Source organism: Micromonospora sp. SCSIO 07396, assembly GCF_053667945.1.
Map to the genome: position 1 here is coordinate 1,807,563 of NZ_CM132210.1, position 18,554 is coordinate 1,826,116.

At 72.3% G+C, this 18,554-nt stretch carries 12 protein-coding genes; 6 read left to right on the forward strand and 6 right to left on the reverse strand.

The window, feature by feature from the left end; genetic code table 11:
* Window positions 1-18 precede the first annotated feature (18 nt).
* From fxsT to ACWCHM_RS07900, 4 genes are all read right to left on the reverse strand, one after another.
* Complete coding sequence (gene fxsT / locus ACWCHM_RS07885; RefSeq protein ID WP_204961501.1) at window positions 19-3,954, reverse strand: FxSxx-COOH system tetratricopeptide repeat protein; 3,936 nt, start codon at window positions 3,952-3,954, stop codon at window positions 19-21.
* The gene (locus tag ACWCHM_RS07890; RefSeq protein ID WP_204961502.1) at window positions 3,951-5,141 is read right to left on the reverse strand and encodes a TIR-like protein FxsC; all 1,191 of its coding nucleotides are present in this window, start codon (window positions 5,139-5,141) and stop codon (window positions 3,951-3,953) included. Before ACWCHM_RS07890 ends, fxsT begins: the two co-directional genes overlap by 4 nt.
* Window positions 5,142-5,412: 271 nt before the next feature.
* Entirely contained in the window at window positions 5,413-7,719 is a 2,307-nt protein-coding gene (locus tag ACWCHM_RS07895; protein ID WP_454221886.1) for an FxsB family cyclophane-forming radical SAM/SPASM peptide maturase, read from the reverse strand.
* A 5-nt stretch (window positions 7,720-7,724) separates the two neighbouring features.
* Entirely contained in the window at window positions 7,725-7,898 is a 174-nt protein-coding gene (locus ACWCHM_RS07900) for a hypothetical protein (RefSeq protein WP_204961504.1), read from the reverse strand.
* Window positions 7,899-8,188: 290 nt separating this feature from the next.
* On the opposite strand from ACWCHM_RS07900, the gene ACWCHM_RS07905 reads away from it, so the two are divergent.
* Window positions 8,189-9,133 (forward strand): hypothetical protein, encoded by a 945-nt coding sequence (locus ACWCHM_RS07905; protein ID WP_454221887.1) that lies wholly within the window; start codon window positions 8,189-8,191, stop codon window positions 9,131-9,133.
* Between the two features lie 47 nt (window positions 9,134-9,180).
* Here the strand turns inward: ACWCHM_RS07905 and ACWCHM_RS07910 are convergent, their stop codons facing one another.
* Window positions 9,181-9,570, reverse strand: coding sequence for a winged helix-turn-helix transcriptional regulator (locus ACWCHM_RS07910; RefSeq protein WP_307821459.1), 390 nt, complete (start codon window positions 9,568-9,570; stop codon window positions 9,181-9,183).
* Window positions 9,571-9,693: 123 nt separating this feature from the next.
* On the opposite strand from ACWCHM_RS07910, the gene ACWCHM_RS07915 reads away from it, so the two are divergent.
* Complete coding sequence (locus ACWCHM_RS07915) at window positions 9,694-10,347, forward strand: NAD(P)-dependent oxidoreductase (RefSeq protein WP_454221888.1); 654 nt, start codon at window positions 9,694-9,696, stop codon at window positions 10,345-10,347.
* 90 nt (window positions 10,348-10,437) lie between these two features.
* Here the strand turns inward: ACWCHM_RS07915 and ACWCHM_RS07920 are convergent, their stop codons facing one another.
* Window positions 10,438-11,823 carry a short-chain fatty acyl-CoA regulator family protein gene (locus ACWCHM_RS07920; protein ID WP_281896331.1) on the reverse strand — a complete coding sequence of 462 codons (1,386 nt, stop codon included), beginning with the start codon at window positions 11,821-11,823 and terminating at the stop codon, window positions 10,438-10,440.
* A gap of 239 nt (window positions 11,824-12,062) precedes the next feature.
* On the opposite strand from ACWCHM_RS07920, the gene aceA reads away from it, so the two are divergent.
* The 4 genes from aceA (at window position 12,063) to ACWCHM_RS07940 (ending at window position 18,519) form a co-directional block, all read left to right on the forward strand.
* Window positions 12,063-13,334: an isocitrate lyase gene (aceA, locus tag ACWCHM_RS07925; protein WP_204961508.1), complete on the forward strand. Its 1,272-nt coding sequence runs from the start codon at window positions 12,063-12,065 to the stop codon at window positions 13,332-13,334.
* Window positions 13,331-14,938 (forward strand): malate synthase A, encoded by a 1,608-nt coding sequence (aceB, locus tag ACWCHM_RS07930; protein ID WP_454221889.1) that lies wholly within the window; start codon window positions 13,331-13,333, stop codon window positions 14,936-14,938. Before aceA ends, aceB begins: the two co-directional genes overlap by 4 nt.
* A gap of 151 nt (window positions 14,939-15,089) precedes the next feature.
* The gene (locus ACWCHM_RS07935) at window positions 15,090-16,631 is read left to right on the forward strand and encodes a glycoside hydrolase family 43 protein (RefSeq protein ID WP_454221890.1); all 1,542 of its coding nucleotides are present in this window, start codon (window positions 15,090-15,092) and stop codon (window positions 16,629-16,631) included.
* A 256-nt stretch (window positions 16,632-16,887) separates the two neighbouring features.
* Window positions 16,888-18,519, forward strand: coding sequence for an ABC-F family ATP-binding cassette domain-containing protein (locus ACWCHM_RS07940; RefSeq protein WP_454221891.1), 1,632 nt, complete (start codon window positions 16,888-16,890; stop codon window positions 18,517-18,519).
* Window positions 18,520-18,554: the final 35 nt, after the last annotated feature.

The following is an 18,554-nucleotide window of genomic DNA, read 5'->3' on the forward strand; positions in this document are numbered from 1 at the left end:
CCGGGGACCGGGCGCGGGTCAGATCGGATGGGGGTCGATGATGCGGCGTTGCAGCCGACGCTGGCGTACGGTGTCCACGGCCGGGTGGTGCTCACCCATCCGGTAGGCGAGCTCACGGATGACCGCTTCGATCTCTCCCCGCCGGCCGGAACCGGTCCGGTCCTGCATCAGCAGCAGGTTCGCCCGTGACCGCAGCGTGTTGGGGTGATCCGGGCCGAGCCTGTCGACGAGGCCCTCACAGGCGTGCCGCAGCAGGTCGAGCGCCTGCCTGTCGGCGGCCTCCCGGCCTTCCGGGGGGTCCGGCTGGTCGGCGAGACAGATGCCCAGGTTCATCCACCCGGAGAGCGGATACGGATGGTCGGCACCCAGCACGGTCGCGAGCGCCGCTGCCGAATCGCCGGCGAGCTGCCGCGCCTGCGCGAAGTCACCGGCCCGGCGGGCGACCATGGCCAGGTTGACCAGACAGACCAGGGTCAACGGATGGTCGGAGCCGAGATTGCTCTGGTAGATGCGGTGCACCTCGGTGAGTTCCCGGCTGGCGCGTTGGAAGAGGTCGAGGGTGAGCAGATTGATGGACAGGCTCAGCCGACAGGTCAGGGTCTCGGGGTTGTCGGGTCCGAACCGCTGGGTGAGCAGTTCGTAGGCGGCTTCGAGGAGGGGGTCCGCCTCGACCGCGTTGCCGGCGGCGCGCAGCGAGACTGCCAGGTTCGTCTGCGTCCGCAGGGTGATCAGATGCTCGGGGCCCGCCGTGTGCAGCAGATCCTGGTGCACACTGCGCAGCCGGGTGACCGATTGCTCGTAGTCGCCCGCGTCGCGCATGTCGATGCCGACGTAGGCGGACGAGGCGAGCGCGTCCGGATGGTTCTCGCCCAGGATGGCACGGCGGCCGGCCACCACTGCCTCGTCGTTCCTGCGCGCCTCACGGAAGCGCCCCATCAACCGCTGGGTGCTGGCGAGGTTGTTGAGGGCGGCCAGGGTCCGGGGATGCTCCTCGGTGAAGTTGCGCTTCCAGGCGTTGAAGGTGCCCTCGTCCAGCCGCAGGGCCTCGCTGTACAGGCCGAGACCGCGCAGGTCGCGGGCCAGCCCGCCGGCCGTCATCAGGGTGTGCGGGTGGTCCTCACCGAGCAGCTCACGCTGCGCCGTGAGCACCTGCTCGTCGAGCGCCCGGGACTGCGTGAACTGCCCCAGGAAGGCGAGGATGTTGGCGAGGTTGAACTGTAGGTGCAGCAACTGTCGGCGCAGGTCGTTGCGCGCGGACTCGTCGGTCTCCGCCGCCAGTAACCGCTCCCACGCGTCGGCGACCTCCTGACCGAGCAGCCGGCCGCTCTCCAGGTCACCCCGCAGCATCAGGTAGCGGACCCGGTCGATCATCAGGGAGCGTACCTCGACCCGGCTGCTGAGCAGCGCCTTGGAGGCCTCCAGGTGCGGCCAGATCACCCGGAACCGGGGCCATCCCTCCGGATCGTCGACCTCGCCGTCCGGGCGGGCGGCGGCCAGCACGAGGTGCACCTGGCGATGCGCCTCGGCGAGTTCCTCCTCGGTCATCCGGGACCGCACGGCGTGCTGCAACAGGCGGTGCATGATCACCAGTCCGCCCCTGCCCCGCTCGCCCCCCGCCTGGGTGTCGGCGCGCAGGTCGACCCGGACCAGGGCGAGCCGGTTCGCCTGCTGCACCAGCTGTTGACGGACCAGCCGTTCCTTGGCCTGAGGATGGAAGGGCACCAACGCCTCGGCGAACTCGTCGCTGTAGACCAGGTCGGCGGAGATCTCCGGCGCGAGCACCGAACACAGTTGCAGCACCCGGTAGGCCGCCGGACTTCCGGTCCGCAGGTGGCTCAGCGACAGTTCCCAGGTGGCCTCCACCGAGACGTTGCTGTTCGGCTCCATCACCGCACCCGGACCGAAACGGGTGATCTCGGCGAGGTAGTCGTCGACCGAGTGGCCGGTGTCAGCCAGCCAGGCCGCAGCGGCGGTCACCGCGATCGGCAGGTCGCCGAGCAGGGAGGCGACCCGGTCGGCCTGCTCGGCCCGCATGTTGGGCACCCGCTCCATGAGGTGCTGGATGCTCTCCGGCCGTTTGAACACGTCGACCTGGACGGTGGCGGCCCGCTCGATCCACTGGAGGTTCCGTGACGTGATCAGGACGTGACCCCTGCCGTCCGGCACGTACGGCAGGACGCCCTCGACCTCGTCGGCATTGTCCATGATGAGCAGCCACCGCAGATCGGTGTGCCGTAACGCCTGGAGCACCAGCCGGGCGTTCTCCCGGTTCGACTCCGACAGCGGCACGCCCAGGTGGGGCGCCAGGTCACCGATGGCGGACTCGATGAACGGCACCTGGTCGGCGTCGATCCACCACACCATGTCGTAGGCGGCGCGGTAGCGGTGGGCGTACTCCAGCGCCAGCTGACTCTTGCCGATGCCACCCATGCCCTGCAACGTCACCGGACCGGTGCCGGCCAACACCACCTTCGGGCTGCTGCGCAGCAGCGTACGCAGTTCGCGCAGGTCCTCCTCGCGACCGGTGAACCGCTTGTTGCGGCCCGGCACCTCGAAGACGGTGTTGTCGCGTCCGGGGAAGCGGGGTCCGGTCGGCAGTTCGATGTCGGCGGCCAGCCCGTCCCGGCCGACGAGGCGCAGGATCCGTGCGGCTGCCGTCCGCGCCTCCAACCCGGCGACCGAGGCGGCATGCGCGGCCGGCACGTTGGCGAGCCGCCGGACGTCGGCGACGTAGACCACCAGCGGGACCTGGTCGGGTGACCGGTCCGCCGCCGCGAGCACCGCCTCCTCGTTGGCGTTGGCCTCGGAGACGATGATCAGCTCGCGGGCGGTGCCGGGCACCACGTCGTCGACGAACCACGGGTCGGTCACCCGTACGTCGGCCGAGGCGAGCAGGTGGCCGATCCACTCCGCCCAGACCCGGTCGTAGGGTGCGTGGCGCAGCAGGATCTCGTTCTCCACCGACGTGGCCGTACGGGTGAAACGGACGTTGATCCGGTCGCGTACCGTGCTGCTCATCGGGGGCAGCGAGTCGACCTCCCCCCGGGTGATCTCCCGGGCCAGGACCTCGTACGCCGACAACAGCGAGCCGTTGACGCCTGGCTGGTCGGCGAAGGTGGCCAGCAACTCCTCGTAGGCGTAGAAGGCCTGGTAGGGAACCTGCATCCGGGCCCAGTACCGGTCGCGCTCAGCCTCGTTCATCCCGCTCGGCAGACCGCTGAAGCGCTGCTGGGCCACGGCGCGACCGGTGTCCGCCTTGACCTTCTCCGCGGGATCGATCCGCATCGGCACGGGCAGCACCCGGATCTGTCGCGCCTCGGAGCGGTGCTCGACCAGGCGGGCCACCGTGGCTGCGCCGCTGATGCCCTGGTCGCTGAGCGTGAAACAGGCGACGAGGATGTCGGGCAGTTGCATGGTGCAGATGTCGGCGACGTCGGAGAAGCCGGTGCGGCTGTCGATGAGGACGTAGTCGTAGTTGCGCCGCATGTCGGCCCGCAGCGCGTCGAAGAAGTGCCCGCCGCCCTGCCGCTCGTAGAACTCGTCCCAGTTCATGCCGGCGAGCGCGCCGGCGTAGTCGTTGTTCTGCTGGCCGGCCGAGAGGAAGTCGAGGGTGCCGTCACCGGGGAAGTTGGACCAGTTCAACGAGAAGGAGTACTTGTGGACCCGCGCGTACTGCTCGTGCCAGCGCTCGTCGCCCTTGTCCTGCACGGTGGCGGTCGCCCACTCGTACTCGCGGATCAGGTCGATCACCCCGCCGGTGCTCTCCAGCGCGTTGCGGTCGATGAACGGTGTGAAGAAGCGCGCCAACCCGGGTGATTCGAGGTCCCAGTCGACGGCCAGCACCCGCTTGCCGTTGGCGGCGAGGATCCAGGCGACGTTGGCCAGGGCCATCGTCCGGCCGGTGCCGCCCTTGTAGGAGTAGAAGGTGACGACCTGTCCCTCGCGTCGGGTCATGTGTCCATTCCTTCGTCGGGCAGGGGGTGCTCCGAGAGCCGGGGTTTGCTGATCGGCGGCCCCGGTGGCGGGTAGGCCGGCCTCGCGTCGAGGTAGCGGCGTCGCATCCGGTCGACCAGGCCGAGAATGCCGGCCTGCCACTCGGCGTGCGTCGTCACCGCGAGGGGCCGGGCCGGTGCGGGGATCATCGCCACCGTCCGGTCGAGTAGCGCCGTCGCGTGTGTGCGGTGGTTCGGCACCGAGGCGTCGACGATCACCACGACGCCCACCCAGTTGCGGAGGCAGTCCACGGCTGCGCGGACGGCCTCCGCACCGTCGTCGGTCTCGACCACCAGTGGATCGATCATGATCACGCCGGGACAGTCCCGGAACAGATCGGTGTCGGGTACGAAGTCCCGGACATCGATCGGCAGCCGTAACCGTTGGGCGGCGTCGGTCACGTCGTCGACGACCGGTCGTTGGCCCGGGAACGGCCGCCACCGGTCGGCGTGGGTGTGGAACCGCCCGTTGAGCCGGCCTGGGCTCGACGGCTGGTCGGGGGCGATCACCACGGACCGGAAGGGCACCTCGCTGGTGGGGGACGAGGGCACGTCGGTGCGCCCGGAGGGCGGCTCCGCCGGCTGCAACGGTGTCCGCTCGGCGGTGTCGACGATGTGCCGGGCCAGCCGGCCCAGGAGTTCCTGGTAGGCCTTCTGGTGGGTCTGCAACCGGCAGAGCGCGCTCATGCCGTCGGCGACGTAGGCGTCCACGTCGGTGCCCATCGCCAGGGCGCGGGCCTGGTCGGGCGCGTGGACGGCTGCGGGCGACGGGGTCCACAGCACCGGGAGGATGTTGTCCCCGTCGGTCGGTCGACCGGCCCGTTGCAGCCGTTGCCGGAACCACTCCCGCTCCCGTCGCGTGTCGTCGCGGTTGAGATAGTCGGGTGAGTAGAGCGGAACGAACACCTCGGCCTCCGCGAGCGCCAGCCGCCGCTGTTCCGCCCGGTCCTCCGGTGGACGTACGGTGAAGGCGGCGAAGCCACGCCGGCGTAACCGAACTCCCGGCTGCCCGTCGATGGCCAGGTTGAGGTCGTGGTAGAAGCGACGCACCCAGTGGTCGCCGGGGGTGCGCTCGTTGTGCGTCGGTGGGGGGACGTAGCTGAGGAAGAAGTAACGGGTGCCGGCGGGGAGGGGTCGGTCATGGTTCACGTCGACACGACCCTGTGCGCGCGGACAGAGCGTCCCGACCGCCAACCGGCAATGATCACGCTCTGCTCTCCAGTCGACACGTTGTGGAGTGTATCGATCAGAGTAAAGACGTTGCCCTGCGGTGACCAGGTCTTCACCTGACGACATGACGGACCGTCCATCGGCCCTCAGGGGCGCGGTCGCCGCCCCTGAGTCGACGGGCGCGGACGCCCCGTTGCCCGGGTCGCCGCCGGGTCGCCGCCAGGTCGGTGCGTCGTGCGGGCGGCGACGGTCAGGAGGGCCAGCCCGTCACGCAGTGGGCGATGCGCCGCAGGAGCCGCGAACCCGCCGGAGTGAGCGCGTCCGTGCGGTCGAGGGCGGTGATCGCCTCGATGGTCCAGTCGCGGTAGCGACGGTAGGTGGCCAGTGCGCCGTCGACCCGGCGGTCGGCCCGGATCCGCCAGATGTCCGCCACCGCCGCATGCGCGTAGATGCCGTGCAGGACGGCCTCCGCGGGACGCGGGTCGGGCCGCCAACCGACCACGACGCTGGTCGGCCGCGCGCTGTCGACCAGGTCGACGATGTCGAGCAGGGCGTTCATCTTGCTGTGCTGGAACTCGTGCACCAGCAGGACCGCCAGGGACCCGGGGTCGGTCTCCGTGGCGGCCACGCCGCCGAAGGCCTGCCGCGCGGTCGAGGCTTCGCTCACCCCGCCGCCGCTGCGCCGCAGGGGCACCAGGGCGCGCAGACCCGCCCCCAGCTCCTCGGCGCGGCCGGGGACCTCGTCGGTGATGATCTCCCAGGCCGTCGCGAAGGTGACGCCCCACCTGGCGGCATCCGCGTCGGCCAGCCGTCCGGTGGCCGGCAACCGGTGGCATTCGCGGTGCGGGTCACCGTCCTCCAGCAGCACCGTCACGTCCGAGGTGACCAGCCTGCGCGTCGGTTGCCACCGGGCGGTGTCGCCGCCCGCACCGGCGCGGATCGCGACGGCCACGTCGTCACCTGTCACCCGCAGGCCGCCCTTCTCGACGTGGACCCGGGCCGTGCCGTCGCCGACCTCGGGCAGCAGCACCGTGCCGATGGTCGGCAGGTGCAGGCGGTCGTTGCGGACCGGCACGGTCAGGGTCAGTGGCACACCGGCGTCGATCGCCGCGGCGGCGGCGATCGACCCGAGGTAGTCGACCCCGTGTCGATGGCCGGCCGCCATCCCGGCCAGGCAGTCGACCGCCCACACGCGCACGTACGGGTGGGCGGTGACGCGGGCGACGGATCCCGGCGCGCGCCGGTCGAGCTCGGTCAGCGCCGCCCAGCCGTCCGCTGCGGCGCCACCGGGGGGCAGGTCGTCGGCCACCCCCCGCAGCAGCGCACGGACGATGGCCGTCTGCGCGTCGACGAGGTGCTCGATGGCGAGCCGGTCACCTGTCGGGGTGGTCACGCGATCGATGAGGTCGTCGGTCGACCCGGTGTCGAGCCGGACCGGGGCGGGCGGGTTCTCTCGTACGTGCACGATCAGTTCTTTCAGGTCGGTGCAGTAGACGCTCGGGTGGTCGAACCGTCCCGCACGGTAGCGGTGGGCGAAGAGGCCGCCGCCGCACTGTTCGACCACCGGGCACCGGCGGCACTCGTCGGCGAGCCCGGAGCGGCCCGCCCGGCGACGGGCCAGTTGCGGGCTGGCGGCGACCTCGTCGGCCGGGTGGGAGAAGACGGTCATGCCGGTCGCCGGTGCGCCGTGGTAGGCGGTCTTGAGCGAGTCCGCCTGCTCCCACTCGCCGTCGGTCTCGATGACGGCGAGGTCGACCGGGTCGAGCCCCAGCATCTCCGTGCCGCTGGGGCCGCCCGTGGCCGTGGACAGCAGCGAGTCGTAGAGCCGGACCGGGACCGGCCGTCCGTCGGCGCACCACCTGTCGTAGACGGCACGCAGCCAGCCGCCGTAGCTGATGGTGGCCTGACGGGGCCGTGGCGGTGGGACGTCCCAGTTGGCATGGGGGAGCAGGAAGTCGATCCGGGGCGGCTGCTGGGCGAGGAGCGCCTCGTAGACCCCGACCGGGTCGTTGCGGATGTCCACGGTGCACAACAGACCCGACCACAGCCGGCGGTACGCCGGGCGTCGCAGTAGAGCGAGGGCCCGCAGGGCCTGGTCGTAGCTGCTGTCGCCATTGCGGAACCGTCGGTGCAGGTCGTTCGCGGCACGCCCGCCGTCCAGCGAGACCCCGACCGAGACGTCGTATTCGGCCAGCAGGTCGCAGAACTGCTCGGACAGGAGCACCCCGTTGGTCTGCATGCCGATCCGGAGCCGGGTGACCGCGCCGATGACGCGCCGTAGTTCGGCGAGAACGTCGCGCATCCGTACGGGTCCGAGCAGTAACGGCTCACCGCCGTGCAAGATAACCGATATGTCCGTAAGCTGATGCGCGGCGGCGTGTTCGGCGATTCGGCCCGCCGCAGCGGCGAGCACTTCGGACGTCATTCGCGCCGGACGTCGCCGCCAGCTCTGGTCCGCGTGTTCGTAGATGTAGCAGTGGTCGCAGGCCAGATCGCACCTGGCATGGACCTTGAGGACGAACTCGGTCAACGCCGCACGGGCCGGTACGGGATGCATGACGGTCAGATGAACGACGAGAACTTCGCCACGGGGCTTCTGCTCTGGTCGAGGTGAGCCGCTATCACCCGGCGCACGATCGGAGAGATGTCCGCAGCGGAGAGGCGGTCCAATGGCTCCGCGCGAACCGTGCCCAGTGACACCGGGTGATCATCCTGGCGCATGGGTGCGGTCGTCATGAGTCTTCCTTCGGTATTCGTGAGCGCGCCGGGGAACAGAAGTGACGGCCTACCGTAGTGCGTCTGTGGAGTTAATTCACCACCGACCCGACGGCAGGAGCCGGCGTTCACAGGGTTGAATGCGTGACAGGGGTGGGTTGTTCGGCCCCTGTCCGCCGGAGCCTGCTCCATTATGCTCACCGGTAGTGGCATTTCTGGGCGAATAGTCAAGCTTCAGGGGAAAATGTGCGGACGGCCGCGGGCCGACTACCCGGGTTCGCCGATGTCGGACGGTGTCCTATCCTGGCCCGATGTCGTACGCCGAGCTCCGTGTCGACCAGTGGAACGACCGCTCGGAGCAGGCCGCCGATCGCCTGGCCCGGGAGATCGCGGCGCGGCACGACCTGACTCTGGTGGGCCTGCGGCACACCGTCTACGCGGGACGTCCGTACCGCACGGCGGTCTTCGACCGGGGCGGTCTGCGGTTCGCGCTGGTGCCGGGCGGCCGGCCGACGCTCGGCTACGACGCTTCCCGGTTCCACCCCTCAGCGGCCCAGCAGGCCAGCTACGCCGACAGCGCCGAGGAGTACGGCCTGCCCCCGCTGACCGAGTACGTCGACGCGATGACCTCGCCGGTGCGCGAGGTCGACCTGCCGGCGACGCTGGTCGCGGTGGAGGCGTTCGAACCCGGCGAGATGCCGGTGCCGTCGGACGATCCCCGGGTCGGTGAACTCGTCGGGTCGCTCGGCCACCGGGGCGGGCAGGCGGGCACGGTGAGCTCCGCCGACGGGCTGACCGTCGAGCTGGACGGGACCGGCCGGGTGACCCGGGCCGTGCTGGTCGAGGAGTTCGACCACGACGAGGCGATGGCCGCCCTCACCGCCCTGGGCCTGCGGACGACCAGCCCGGACGAGTGGGAGTGGGCCTGCGGCGCGGGCGCGACCACCCTGTTCCGCTGGGGCGACGACACCCCCGACCACGGCTATCCGGTCGAGCACCCGACCGGGGCGCACCGGACGCCGAACCTGTGGGGGCTGGCGATCGGCCAGGACCCCTACCGGTACGAGGTGACGACCGAGCCGACCGTGGTCTGCGGCGGCGACGGCGGGGTCGTCACCTGCGGCGGCAGCGGCTACTTCCTGGGCTGGCTGACCCTCGCCACCGCCTACCGCGACGGGGACTTCGGCCGGTGGCTCGCCTCCGCCGACGGGTACGCCGACGAGACCCTGACCCGACCGGTGATCAGCCTGACCTGATCCGCCGACAGACGGGCCGGTGCCGGCCACCCGACCGGAGAGCCCGGTCAGCGTGGTTCTGTCCGGCCCGGTCGGGCGTGCTCGCGGTCGTAGGCCTCCTGCGCGTCGAGCATCGCGCCGAGGTGGTCGTGCGCCCACGTCACGGCCAACGCGACGGCGGGCAGCAGGGTCCGGCCCAACCCGGTGAGGCCATAGTGGACACTCCGGGGTGGTCCGGGGTGCTCCGACCGGGCGACGAACCCGTCCCGTTCCAGGTTGCGCAACGCCGCCGTCAGCACCTTCGCCGTGACCGGGCCGATCCGCGCCCTGATGGCGGAGAACCGCAGCGGCTCCTCGGCCAGCAGGGAGATCACCATCGCCGTCCACCTGTCGCCGATGCGGATCGGCGCGATGCCGGACGGGCAGACCGGATCGAAGCGCGCGTCGGGGTCCGTCACCGACCCAGCCTAACGAGGTTTCCCGCAGGAAACCCCGGTGCCCGTTACGGTGGCGCACCGGCGTCGTCCGCCGCGAGACGCGGGGCGGAACCGGCACGTCGGCATCGTGGAAGGGGACTGAACGTGACCAGGATCGTGGTGTTCGGCGCGGGCGGCCGGGCGGGCAGGGCGATCGTGGCCGAGGCCGCCGGCCGTGGGCACGACGTCGTCGCGGTCGTCCGGGACACCGCCCGGCACGCCGACCTCGCGTGCCCCGGCGTCGCGGTGGTCGCGGGCGACGTCACCGACCGGCCGCAGGTCGCCGCCCTGGTCGAGGGCGCGGGCGCGGTGGTGAACGCGGCCGCCCCCGGCCTCGGGGACGACCCGGGAAGGTTCTTCACCGCCGCTGTGGGCGCGCTTGTCGACGCCGTCGCCGGGACCGGCGGGGGCCGCCTGGTCGGCATCGGCCTGTCGGCCTACCTCGACGTCGCGCCCGGCGTCCGGGTCATGGACACCCCCGGGTTCCCGGCGCAGTTCCGGGGCTTCGCCGGGGCGCACGCGGCGGCACTGGACGTGCTGCGGGCGGCCCCGGCGACGGTCGAGTGGTCGGTGGTGGTGCCGGCGACGGAGTTCGACCCGCAGGGCGAGCGGACCGGGACGTACCGTGCCGGCGACATCCGCCTGCTGACCGACGCCGACGGGGCCAGCCGCATCTCCTACCGCGACTTCGCCGTCGCCGTCGTGGACGAGGCCGAGCAGGGCGCCCACCCGCGCACGCACTTCGCCGTCGCCTACTGATCGCGGTGGTGCCGTCGCCCGTCCGGCCGGGCACGACGGGCGCGGTCGCCGCACCGGGTGACAGCCGTCGGTGCCGGTCCGCCGCCGTGGTCAGCCCTTCAACGGGTACGGGATGAAGGTGCTGCGGTTCTCGTCCAGGTCGAGCCGGCCGCTGATCGGCGCGGCGGCCCGCTGCGGGCAGGTCATCCGTTCGCAGGTCTTGCACCCCGGGCCGATCGCGGTGACGGCGTCGGCGTCGTACAGGTCGATGCCCCGGGAGTAGACCAGCCGGTCGGCGTGCCTGATCTCGCAGCCGAGCCCGATCGCGTAGACCTTGCCGGGCTGGTTGTAGCCGCCGTGGTGCCGGGTGATGGTGCGGGCGATCCACAGGTAGCGCTGCCCGTCGGGCATCGCGGCCACCTGCACCACCACCCGGCCGGGCGCGCCGAACGCCTCGTAGACGTTCCACAGCGGACAGGTGCCGCCGGTGAGCGAGAACGGGAAACCGGTGGCGGACTGGCGTTTGGACAGGTTGCCGGCCCGGTCGACCCGGACGAACGAGAACGGCACCCCGCGCGCCCGGGGCCGTTGCAGGGTGCTGAGCCGGTGACAGACGGTCTCCCAGCCCATCGTGAAGTGCTGGGTGAGCAGGTCGATGTCGTACCGGTGCTGTTCGGCCGCCGCGAGGAACGGCCCGTACGGCAGGATCAGCGCGGCGGCGAAGTAGTTGGCCAGCCCGACCCGGGTGAGGATCTGGGTCTGCGGGTCGTCGAACCGTTCCTCCTCCACGATCTCGTCGATCACGTCGGCGTACTCCAGCAGGGCGATCTGCGCGGCCATCCGCATCGCCTCCTGCCCGGCCCGCAGCGACGTCGACAGGTGCAGGGTGCGGGTCTGCGGCCGGTAGCGGTGCAGCTCGTCGCCGAGCAGGGTGGCGTCGTCGTGGCGGACCCGCACCCCGTGCCGCTGGGCGAGCCGGTCCTGCAACCCGGCCCGGACCTCGCCGCGACGCAGGTCGATAGTGCCGGCCAGCCGCTCCGCCGCCTCGTCCAGGTCGGGCACGTAGTTCTGCCGCCGGTAGAAGAACTCGGTCACCCGGTCGTGCGGGCTGCGTCCGACCGTCTCCCGGTCGCCCAGCAGTTCGGCGAGCTGCTCGTCGGCCTGCCGGTAGCGGCGGTGCAGGTCGAGGACGGCCTCGGCGACCTCGGGCAGCCGGGTGGCGAGTTCGGTGAGGTCGGCGACGCCCGGCCGGCCGGGCAGCGCCTCGCGCAGCCCGGCGACCAGCCGGGGGGTGTCCCGGGGGGCGAAGACCGTCGGGTCGACGCCGAACACCTCGGTGATACGCATCAGCACCGGCACGGTCAGCGGCCGGGTGTCGTGTTCGATCTGGTTGAGGTAGCTGGGCGAGATGTTGAGCAGCCGGGCCAGCCGGGACTGGCTCAACGCGCGGTCCTCGCGCATCCGGCGCAGCCGGGCACCCGCGAAGGTCTTGCTCACCACGCCCACCTCCCCGCTGCTCTTTCGGCAGCCCAGCGCCCCTTGGCAGAGTGCGAATATACCTGTTCGCAACTTCGCAGAACCGGGTGTGAACTTCTCAGAACTTGGCTTCTTCCGTCCCTCGACCCCGCCCCGGACCCCGTGTGACCGTGGGTGACACGCCGGCCGGGCGACGCGTCCGCACCGCCGGACGGCACGACGGCCGGTGCCGGCGTCACGACATCCGAGGAGACGAGATCATGCAGAACGCCGTGGAGCGGTTGCGTACCGAGTGGGAGACCGACCCCCGCTGGCAGGGGGTGCGCCGCAGCTACCGCGCCGAGGACGTGGTCCGCCTGCGCGGGGCCGTCCAGGAGGAGCACACCCTGGCCCGCCGTGGGGCGGAACGGCTGTGGGAGCTGCTGCACACCGAGGACTACGTCCACGCCCTGGGCGCGCTCACCGGCAACCAGGCCGTGCAGATGGTCCGGGCCGGACTCAAGGCCATCTACCTCTCCGGCTGGCAGGTGGCCGCCGACGCCAACCTCGCCGGGCACACCTACCCCGACCAGAGCCTCTACCCCGCCAACTCGGTGCCCGCCGTGGTGCGCCGGATCAACAACGCGCTGCTGCGCGCCGGCCAGATCACCACCGCCGAGGGCGACGACGACGGCGTCGACTGGCTCGCGCCGATCGTCGCCGACGCCGAGGCCGGCTTCGGCGGCCCGCTCAACGCCTACGAGCTGATGACCGCCATGATCGGGGCCGGTGCCGCCGGGGTGCACTGGGAGGACCAGCTCGCCGCCGAGAAGAAGTGCGGCCACCTGGGCGGCAAGGTGCTCGTTCCGACCGGCCAGCACGTGCGCACCCTGGAGGCGGCGCGGCTCGCCGCCGACGTGGCCGGGGTGCCGTCGGTGGTGATCGCCCGCACCGACGCGCAGGCCGCCACGCTGCTCACCACCGACGTCGACGAGCGGGACCGGCCGTTCGTCACCGGCGAACGCACCGCCGAGGGGTTCTACCGGGTGCGCAACGGCATCGAGCCGTGCATCGCCCGTGGCCTGGCCTACGCCCCGCACGCCGACCTGCTGTGGATGGAGACCTCCACCCCCGACCTGGACGTCGCCCGCCGGTTCGCCGAGGCGATCAAGGCCGAGTACCCGGACCAGCTCCTCGCCTACAACTGCTCGCCGTCGTTCAACTGGCGCAAGCACCTCGACGACTCGACCATCGCGAAGTTCCAACGCGAACTCGGCCACCTCGGCTACCGGTTCCAGTTCATCACCCTGGCCGGCTTCCACGCCCTCAACTACTCGATGTTCGACCTGGCCCGGGGCTACGCCACCGACGGCATGCCCGCCTACGTGGCGTTGCAGGAACGGGAGTTCGCCGCCGAGCCGGCCGGCTACACCGCCGTCAAGCACCAGCGCGAGGTCGGCACCGGCTACTTCGACCTGATCAGCACCGTGCTCAACCCGGCCGCCGAGACCACCGCCCTGCGTGGCTCCACCGAAGAGGAGCAGTTCGCATGAGGTACGAGATCATCGGAGCGCTGGCCGACCGGTTCGACGAGGTCCTCACCCCCGCGGCGCTGGAGTTCCTGGTCGCGCTGGACAGCGAGTTCGCCGCCCGCCGGGTGGCCCTGCTGGACACCCGGCGGGCCCGTCGGGACCGCTACGCCACCGGCCAGTTCCCCGACTTCCTGCCGGAGACCGCCGCGATCCGGGCCGACCCCGACTGGCGGGTGGCCCCGCCCGCACCGGGCCTTGAGGACCGGCGGGTCGAGATCACCGGGCCGACCGACCGGAAGATGACGGTCAACGCGCTCAACTCCGGGGCCCGGGTTTGGCTCGCCGACTTCGAGGACGCCACCGCGCCGACCTGGCACAACGTCATCTCCGGTCAGCTCAACCTGATCGACGCCCTGGACCGGCGGATCGACTTCACCGACCCGCGCGGCAAGCGGTACGCCCTCGGCGCGCAGCTCGCCACGATCGTCGTCCGGCCGCGCGGCTGGCACCTGGTGGAGAAGGGCATCGTGGTGGACGGCCGGCCCATCTCGGCCAGCCTGGTCGACTTCGGGCTCTACCTGTTCCACTGCGCCCAGCGGCAGCTCGACGCGGGCGCCGGACCGTACTTCTACCTGCCGAAACTGGAGGGGCACCGGGAGGCCCGGCTGTGGAACGACATCTTCGTCTTCGCCCAGCGACGCCTCGGCCTGCCCCGGGGCACGATCCGGGCGACCACGCTGATCGAGACGATCACCGCCGCCTTCGAGATGGAGGAGATCCTCTACGAGCTGCGGGAACACTCGGCGGGGCTGAACGCCGGACGGTGGGACTACATCTTCAGCGTGATCAAGAACTTCGGGCAGTGGTCCGACTTCGTCCTGCCCGACCGGTCCGAGGTCACCATGACGGTGCCGTTCATGCGGGCGTACACCGAACTGCTGGTGGCGACCTGCCACCGGCGCGGGGCGCACGCGATCGGCGGGATGGCCGCGTTCATCCCGAGCCGGGACCCGCAGGTCAACGAGGTGGCCCTCGACCGGGTCCGGGCGGACAAGCGGCGGGAGGCCGGCGACGGGTTCGACGGCTCCTGGGTGGCCCACCCGGGCCTGGTCGAGACCTGCCGTCGGGAGTTCGACGCGGTGCTGGGTGACCGCCCGCACCAGCTCGACCGGCTGCGCGACGACGTGGCCGTGACCGCCGCCGACCTGCTCGCCGTCGACAAGACCCCGGGCCGGGTCACCGCCGCCGGGGTGCGGGCCAACATCGCCGTCGCCGTGCGTTACGTCGACGCGTGGCTCGGCGGCACCGGCGCGGTGGCACTGGGCAACCTGATGGAGGACGCGGCCACCGCCGAGATCGCCCGCTGCCAGGTCTGGCAGTGGCTGCACCACGGCACCCCGCTGGCCGACGGCGGCTGCGTGACCGAGGACCTGGTCCGGTCGATCCTCGCGGAGGAGTTGGCCGCCCTGGTCGCCGGACGCGACGGCGTCGACCGGGAACGGGCCGGCTGGGCGGCGCGGATCGTCGAGGACACCGCCCTCGGCGAGGACCTGCCCGCGTTCTTCACCACCGGCGCGTACGCCCGGCACCTCGGCCCGACCCGGCGGCCCGTGCCGGTGGGCTGACCCGGCACCGCGCGGCCGGGAGGCGGCCCGACGGCTCCTCCCGGCCGGTGCCGGCCCGGCGGCCGGCGTCGGGTGGGGCAGCAGGCGGTGCCGCCCCCGTGGGATCGTGGGCGGGTATCCATCCCGATCACGATCCCAGGGGGGTTGGCGGATGAGTCCGGTCGGAGCCGACGCGGTGACCGGGGGTGTCGCCGGCTGGCCCGACGGCACCTTCGCCAATCCGGTGCTGGCCGGCTTCCACCCGGACCCGAGCGTCTGCCGGGTCGGCGACGACTACTACCTGGCCTGTTCCAGCTTCGAGTACTTTCCCGGGGTGCCGCTGTTCCACAGCCGGGACCTGGTGCACTGGGAGCAGATCGGCAACGTGCTCGACCGGCCCGGTCAGCTCACCCTGCCGGTCGACATGCCGTCGTCGGGCGGGGTGTACGCGCCGACCCTGCGCCACCACGACGGCCGGTTCTGGCTGATCGTCAGCAACTGCGCCGAGGGCGGCGGCACCCTGATCTGCACCGCCACCGACCCGTCCGGCCCCTGGTCGGACCCGGTCCGGGCCCCCGGGGTGGACGGCATCGACCCCGACCTCGCCTGGGACGACGACGGCACCTGCTGGTGCACCTACGCCGGGATCGCGCAGGTGCGCCTCGACCCGGAGACCGGACGCACCGTCGGCCCGGTCCGGCGGCTGTGGTCCGGGGCCCCTGGCGCGCAGGCCCCGGAGGCCCCGCACCTGTACCGGATCGGCGAGCACTGGTACCTGTTGATCGCCGAGGGCGGCACCGAACGCGGGCACGCCGTGTCAATCGCCCGCGCGGGCGCGCCCGACGGCCCGTTCGAGCCGGGCCCGGCCAACCCGATCCTCACCCACCGGGGCACCCACCGGCCGATCCAGAACACCGGCCACGCCGACCTGGTGCAGGGGCCCGACGGATCGTGGTGGCTGGTGCTGCTCGGGGTCCGCCCCGGCGGCGGCACCCCCGGCTGGCACGTGCTCGGGCGGGAGACGTTCCTCGCCTCGGTGACTTGGGTGGACGGCTGGCCGGTGGTCGGCGCGGTCACGCCGGAGATGCCCGCCCCGCCGTGGGCCGCGCACCCCGTGCCGCCGCCGCCCGTACGCGACGACTTCGACGCCGACCGGCTGCATCCCCGCTGGGTCTCGGTGCGGTCCCGGCCGGCGGAGGTCTGGTCGTTGGCCGAACGACCCGGTTGGCTCACGTTGCGGGCCCGGGGCGCGTCCCCGGACGCGCCGGACGTCACGTTCGTCGGCCGCCGCCAGCAGCACCCGTCGTGCCGGGTCCGGACCGTGGTCGACCCGGGTGACGGGCACGGCGGTCTGGTGGTCCGCCTCGACGAGCGGCACCACTACGACATCGAGGCGGGCGACGGTGAGGTGCGGGTGGTGGCCCGGATCGGGTCGGTGCGCTCGACGCTCGCCACCCGGCAGGTCGGGGCCGGCCCGGTCCACCTGCGGATCGAGATGCTCGCCCCGGCCCCCGGCGACTGGCACCCCGGCAAGGAACCCGACCTGCTCCGGCTCGGCGTCGAGCGCCCGGACGGGACCTTCGACGTGCTTGCCGAACTCGACGGCAGGTACCTGTCCACCGAGGTGGCCGGCGGCTTCACCGGCCGGGTCATCGGCATGTACGCAGCCCGGGGCACCGTCGCGTTCGACTGGTTCGACTACGAGGCGCGGTGACCCGCCCGCGCCTGGCGCGTGCCGACCCGTCGGTGCCGGTGCGTGCGGTGACCCGCCCGCGCCAGGCCGGGTTATCCTGGTCCGGTCGACCAGGACAGGGAGCAGATCGTGGCAGGTGACGACGACATCTCCGGGTGAACACCCGGCTGCGGTGACCGACGGCGGATGACCGCCCCGTCGCGTCGCCCCTGTCGTCTTGCCCTGTTCGCCCCGGGCAGCGCCTGCGCGCCCGGATCACCCGTCTCCGAGGTTCACCATGTCCGACAGTTTCGTCGTCTGCTCCCACCTGTCCTTCTCCTGGCCGGATGACACCCCGGTCGTCGAGGACCTGTCGTTCTCCCTTCCCGGCGGCCGTACCGGCCTGGTCGCGGCGAACGGGGCCGGCAAGTCCACCCTGCTGCGGCTCATCGCCGGCGAGCTGCGGCCCACCGGGGGCAGCGTCACCGTCGAGGGGGTGCCGGGCTATCTGCCACAGCACCTGCCGTTCGCGATGCGGCAGACCGTCGCCGAGGTGCTCGGGGTCGACCGCGTCGTTGCCGCGCTGCACGCCATCGAGTCCGGTGACGCCGCCGAGGAGCACTTCGCCACCGTCGGCGACGACTGGGACGTCGAGGAGCGCACCCGCGTCGCCCTCGACCGCCTCGGCCTGACCGGGGTGACGCTGGACCGCCGGCTCGGCACCCTCAGCGGCGGCGAGGTGGTCTCCCTCGGTCTCGCCGCCGAACTACTCAAACGGCCCGACGTGCTGCTGCTCGACGAGCCCACCAACAACCTCGACCGGTCGGCGCGGGAACGCCTGCTCGCCGTGCTGCGGTCCTGGCCGGGCGCGCTACTCGTGGTCAGCCACGACCGGGCGTTGCTGGACGAGATGGACCGCATCGCCGCCCTCGACCACGGTCAGATCCGTTTCTACGGCGGCAACTTCACCCACCACGAGCAGGTGGTACGGGCCGAGCGGGAGGTCGCCGAGCGGCAGCTGCGCCAGGCCGAGCAGGACGTCAAGCGGCAGAAGCGGGAACTCCAGCAGGCCCGCGAGCGGGCGGCCCGCCGGGCCTCGACCGCCGCCCGGAACCTGTCCGACGCGGGGCTGCCCCGGATCGTCGCCGGCAACCTCAAACGGGACGCGCAGGTGTCGGCGGGCCGGGCCGACGACGTGCACACCGCCCGGGTCGCCGACGCCCAGGCCCGGCTGGACCAGGCCGGCGAGGCGGCCCGCCGCGACGACCAGCTCGTCCTCGACCTGCCCGACACCACGGTGCCCGCCGGTCGCACCGTCTTCGCCGGCCACGGAATGCGGGCCGGCTACGCGGGCCGGCCGGTCTTCGCCGGTGACGGGATCGACCTGACCATCAGGGGTCCCGAACGGATCGCCCTGACCGGGCCCAACGGGGCCGGCAAGTCGACCCTGCTGCGGCTGGTCGGCGGCCGGCAGGAGCCGGACCTGGGCACCGTCGCGCGGGCGTCGGGGCGGGTGGCGTACCTGTCCCAGCGCCTCGACCTGCTCGACCCGGCCCGCACGGTGGCGGAGAACCTGGCCGGGGCCGCCCCGGCGCGGACCGAGGCGGAGCGGTTGAACCTGTTGGCCCGGTTCCTGTTCCGGGGCGCCCGTGCCCACCTGCCGGCGGGGGTGCTCTCCGGCGGTGAGCTGCTCCGCGCCACCCTGGCCTGCCTGCTGTTCGCCGAACCGGCACCGCACCTGCTGCTGCTCGACGAGCCCACCAACAACCTGGACCTGGTCAGCGTGGCGCAGTTGGAGAGCGCGCTGCTGGCGTACCGGGGGGCGTTCGTGGTGGTCAGTCACGACGACCGGTTCCTGGCGGGGATCGGGGTGGACCGCTGGCTCCGGCTGGCCGACGGCCGGCTCACCGAGGCCGGGCCACCGCAGTGACCCGGCCTCCGCAGTGACCCGGCCCGGCCGCGCCG

Excerpts from the sequence above, each read along its gene's own strand:
- ACWCHM_RS07900 (WP_204961504.1), bottom strand. The coding sequence starts at position 7,898 with ATGACGACCGCACCCATGCGCCAGGATGATCACCCGGTGTCACTGGGC.
- ACWCHM_RS07905 (WP_454221887.1), top strand. The coding sequence starts at position 8,189 with ATGTCGTACGCCGAGCTCCGTGTCGACCAGTGGAACGACCGCTCGGAG.
- aceB (WP_454221889.1), top strand. The coding sequence starts at position 13,331 with ATGAGGTACGAGATCATCGGAGCGCTGGCCGACCGGTTCGACGAGGTC.
- fxsT (WP_204961501.1), bottom strand. The coding sequence starts at position 3,954 with ATGACCCGACGCGAGGGACAGGTCGTCACCTTCTACTCCTACAAGGGC.
- aceA (WP_204961508.1), top strand. The coding sequence starts at position 12,063 with ATGCAGAACGCCGTGGAGCGGTTGCGTACCGAGTGGGAGACCGACCCC.
- ACWCHM_RS07895 (WP_454221886.1), bottom strand. The coding sequence starts at position 7,719 with ATGCATCCCGTACCGGCCCGTGCGGCGTTGACCGAGTTCGTCCTCAAG.
- ACWCHM_RS07935 (WP_454221890.1), top strand. The coding sequence starts at position 15,090 with ATGAGTCCGGTCGGAGCCGACGCGGTGACCGGGGGTGTCGCCGGCTGG.
- ACWCHM_RS07940 (WP_454221891.1), top strand. The coding sequence starts at position 16,888 with ATGTCCGACAGTTTCGTCGTCTGCTCCCACCTGTCCTTCTCCTGGCCG.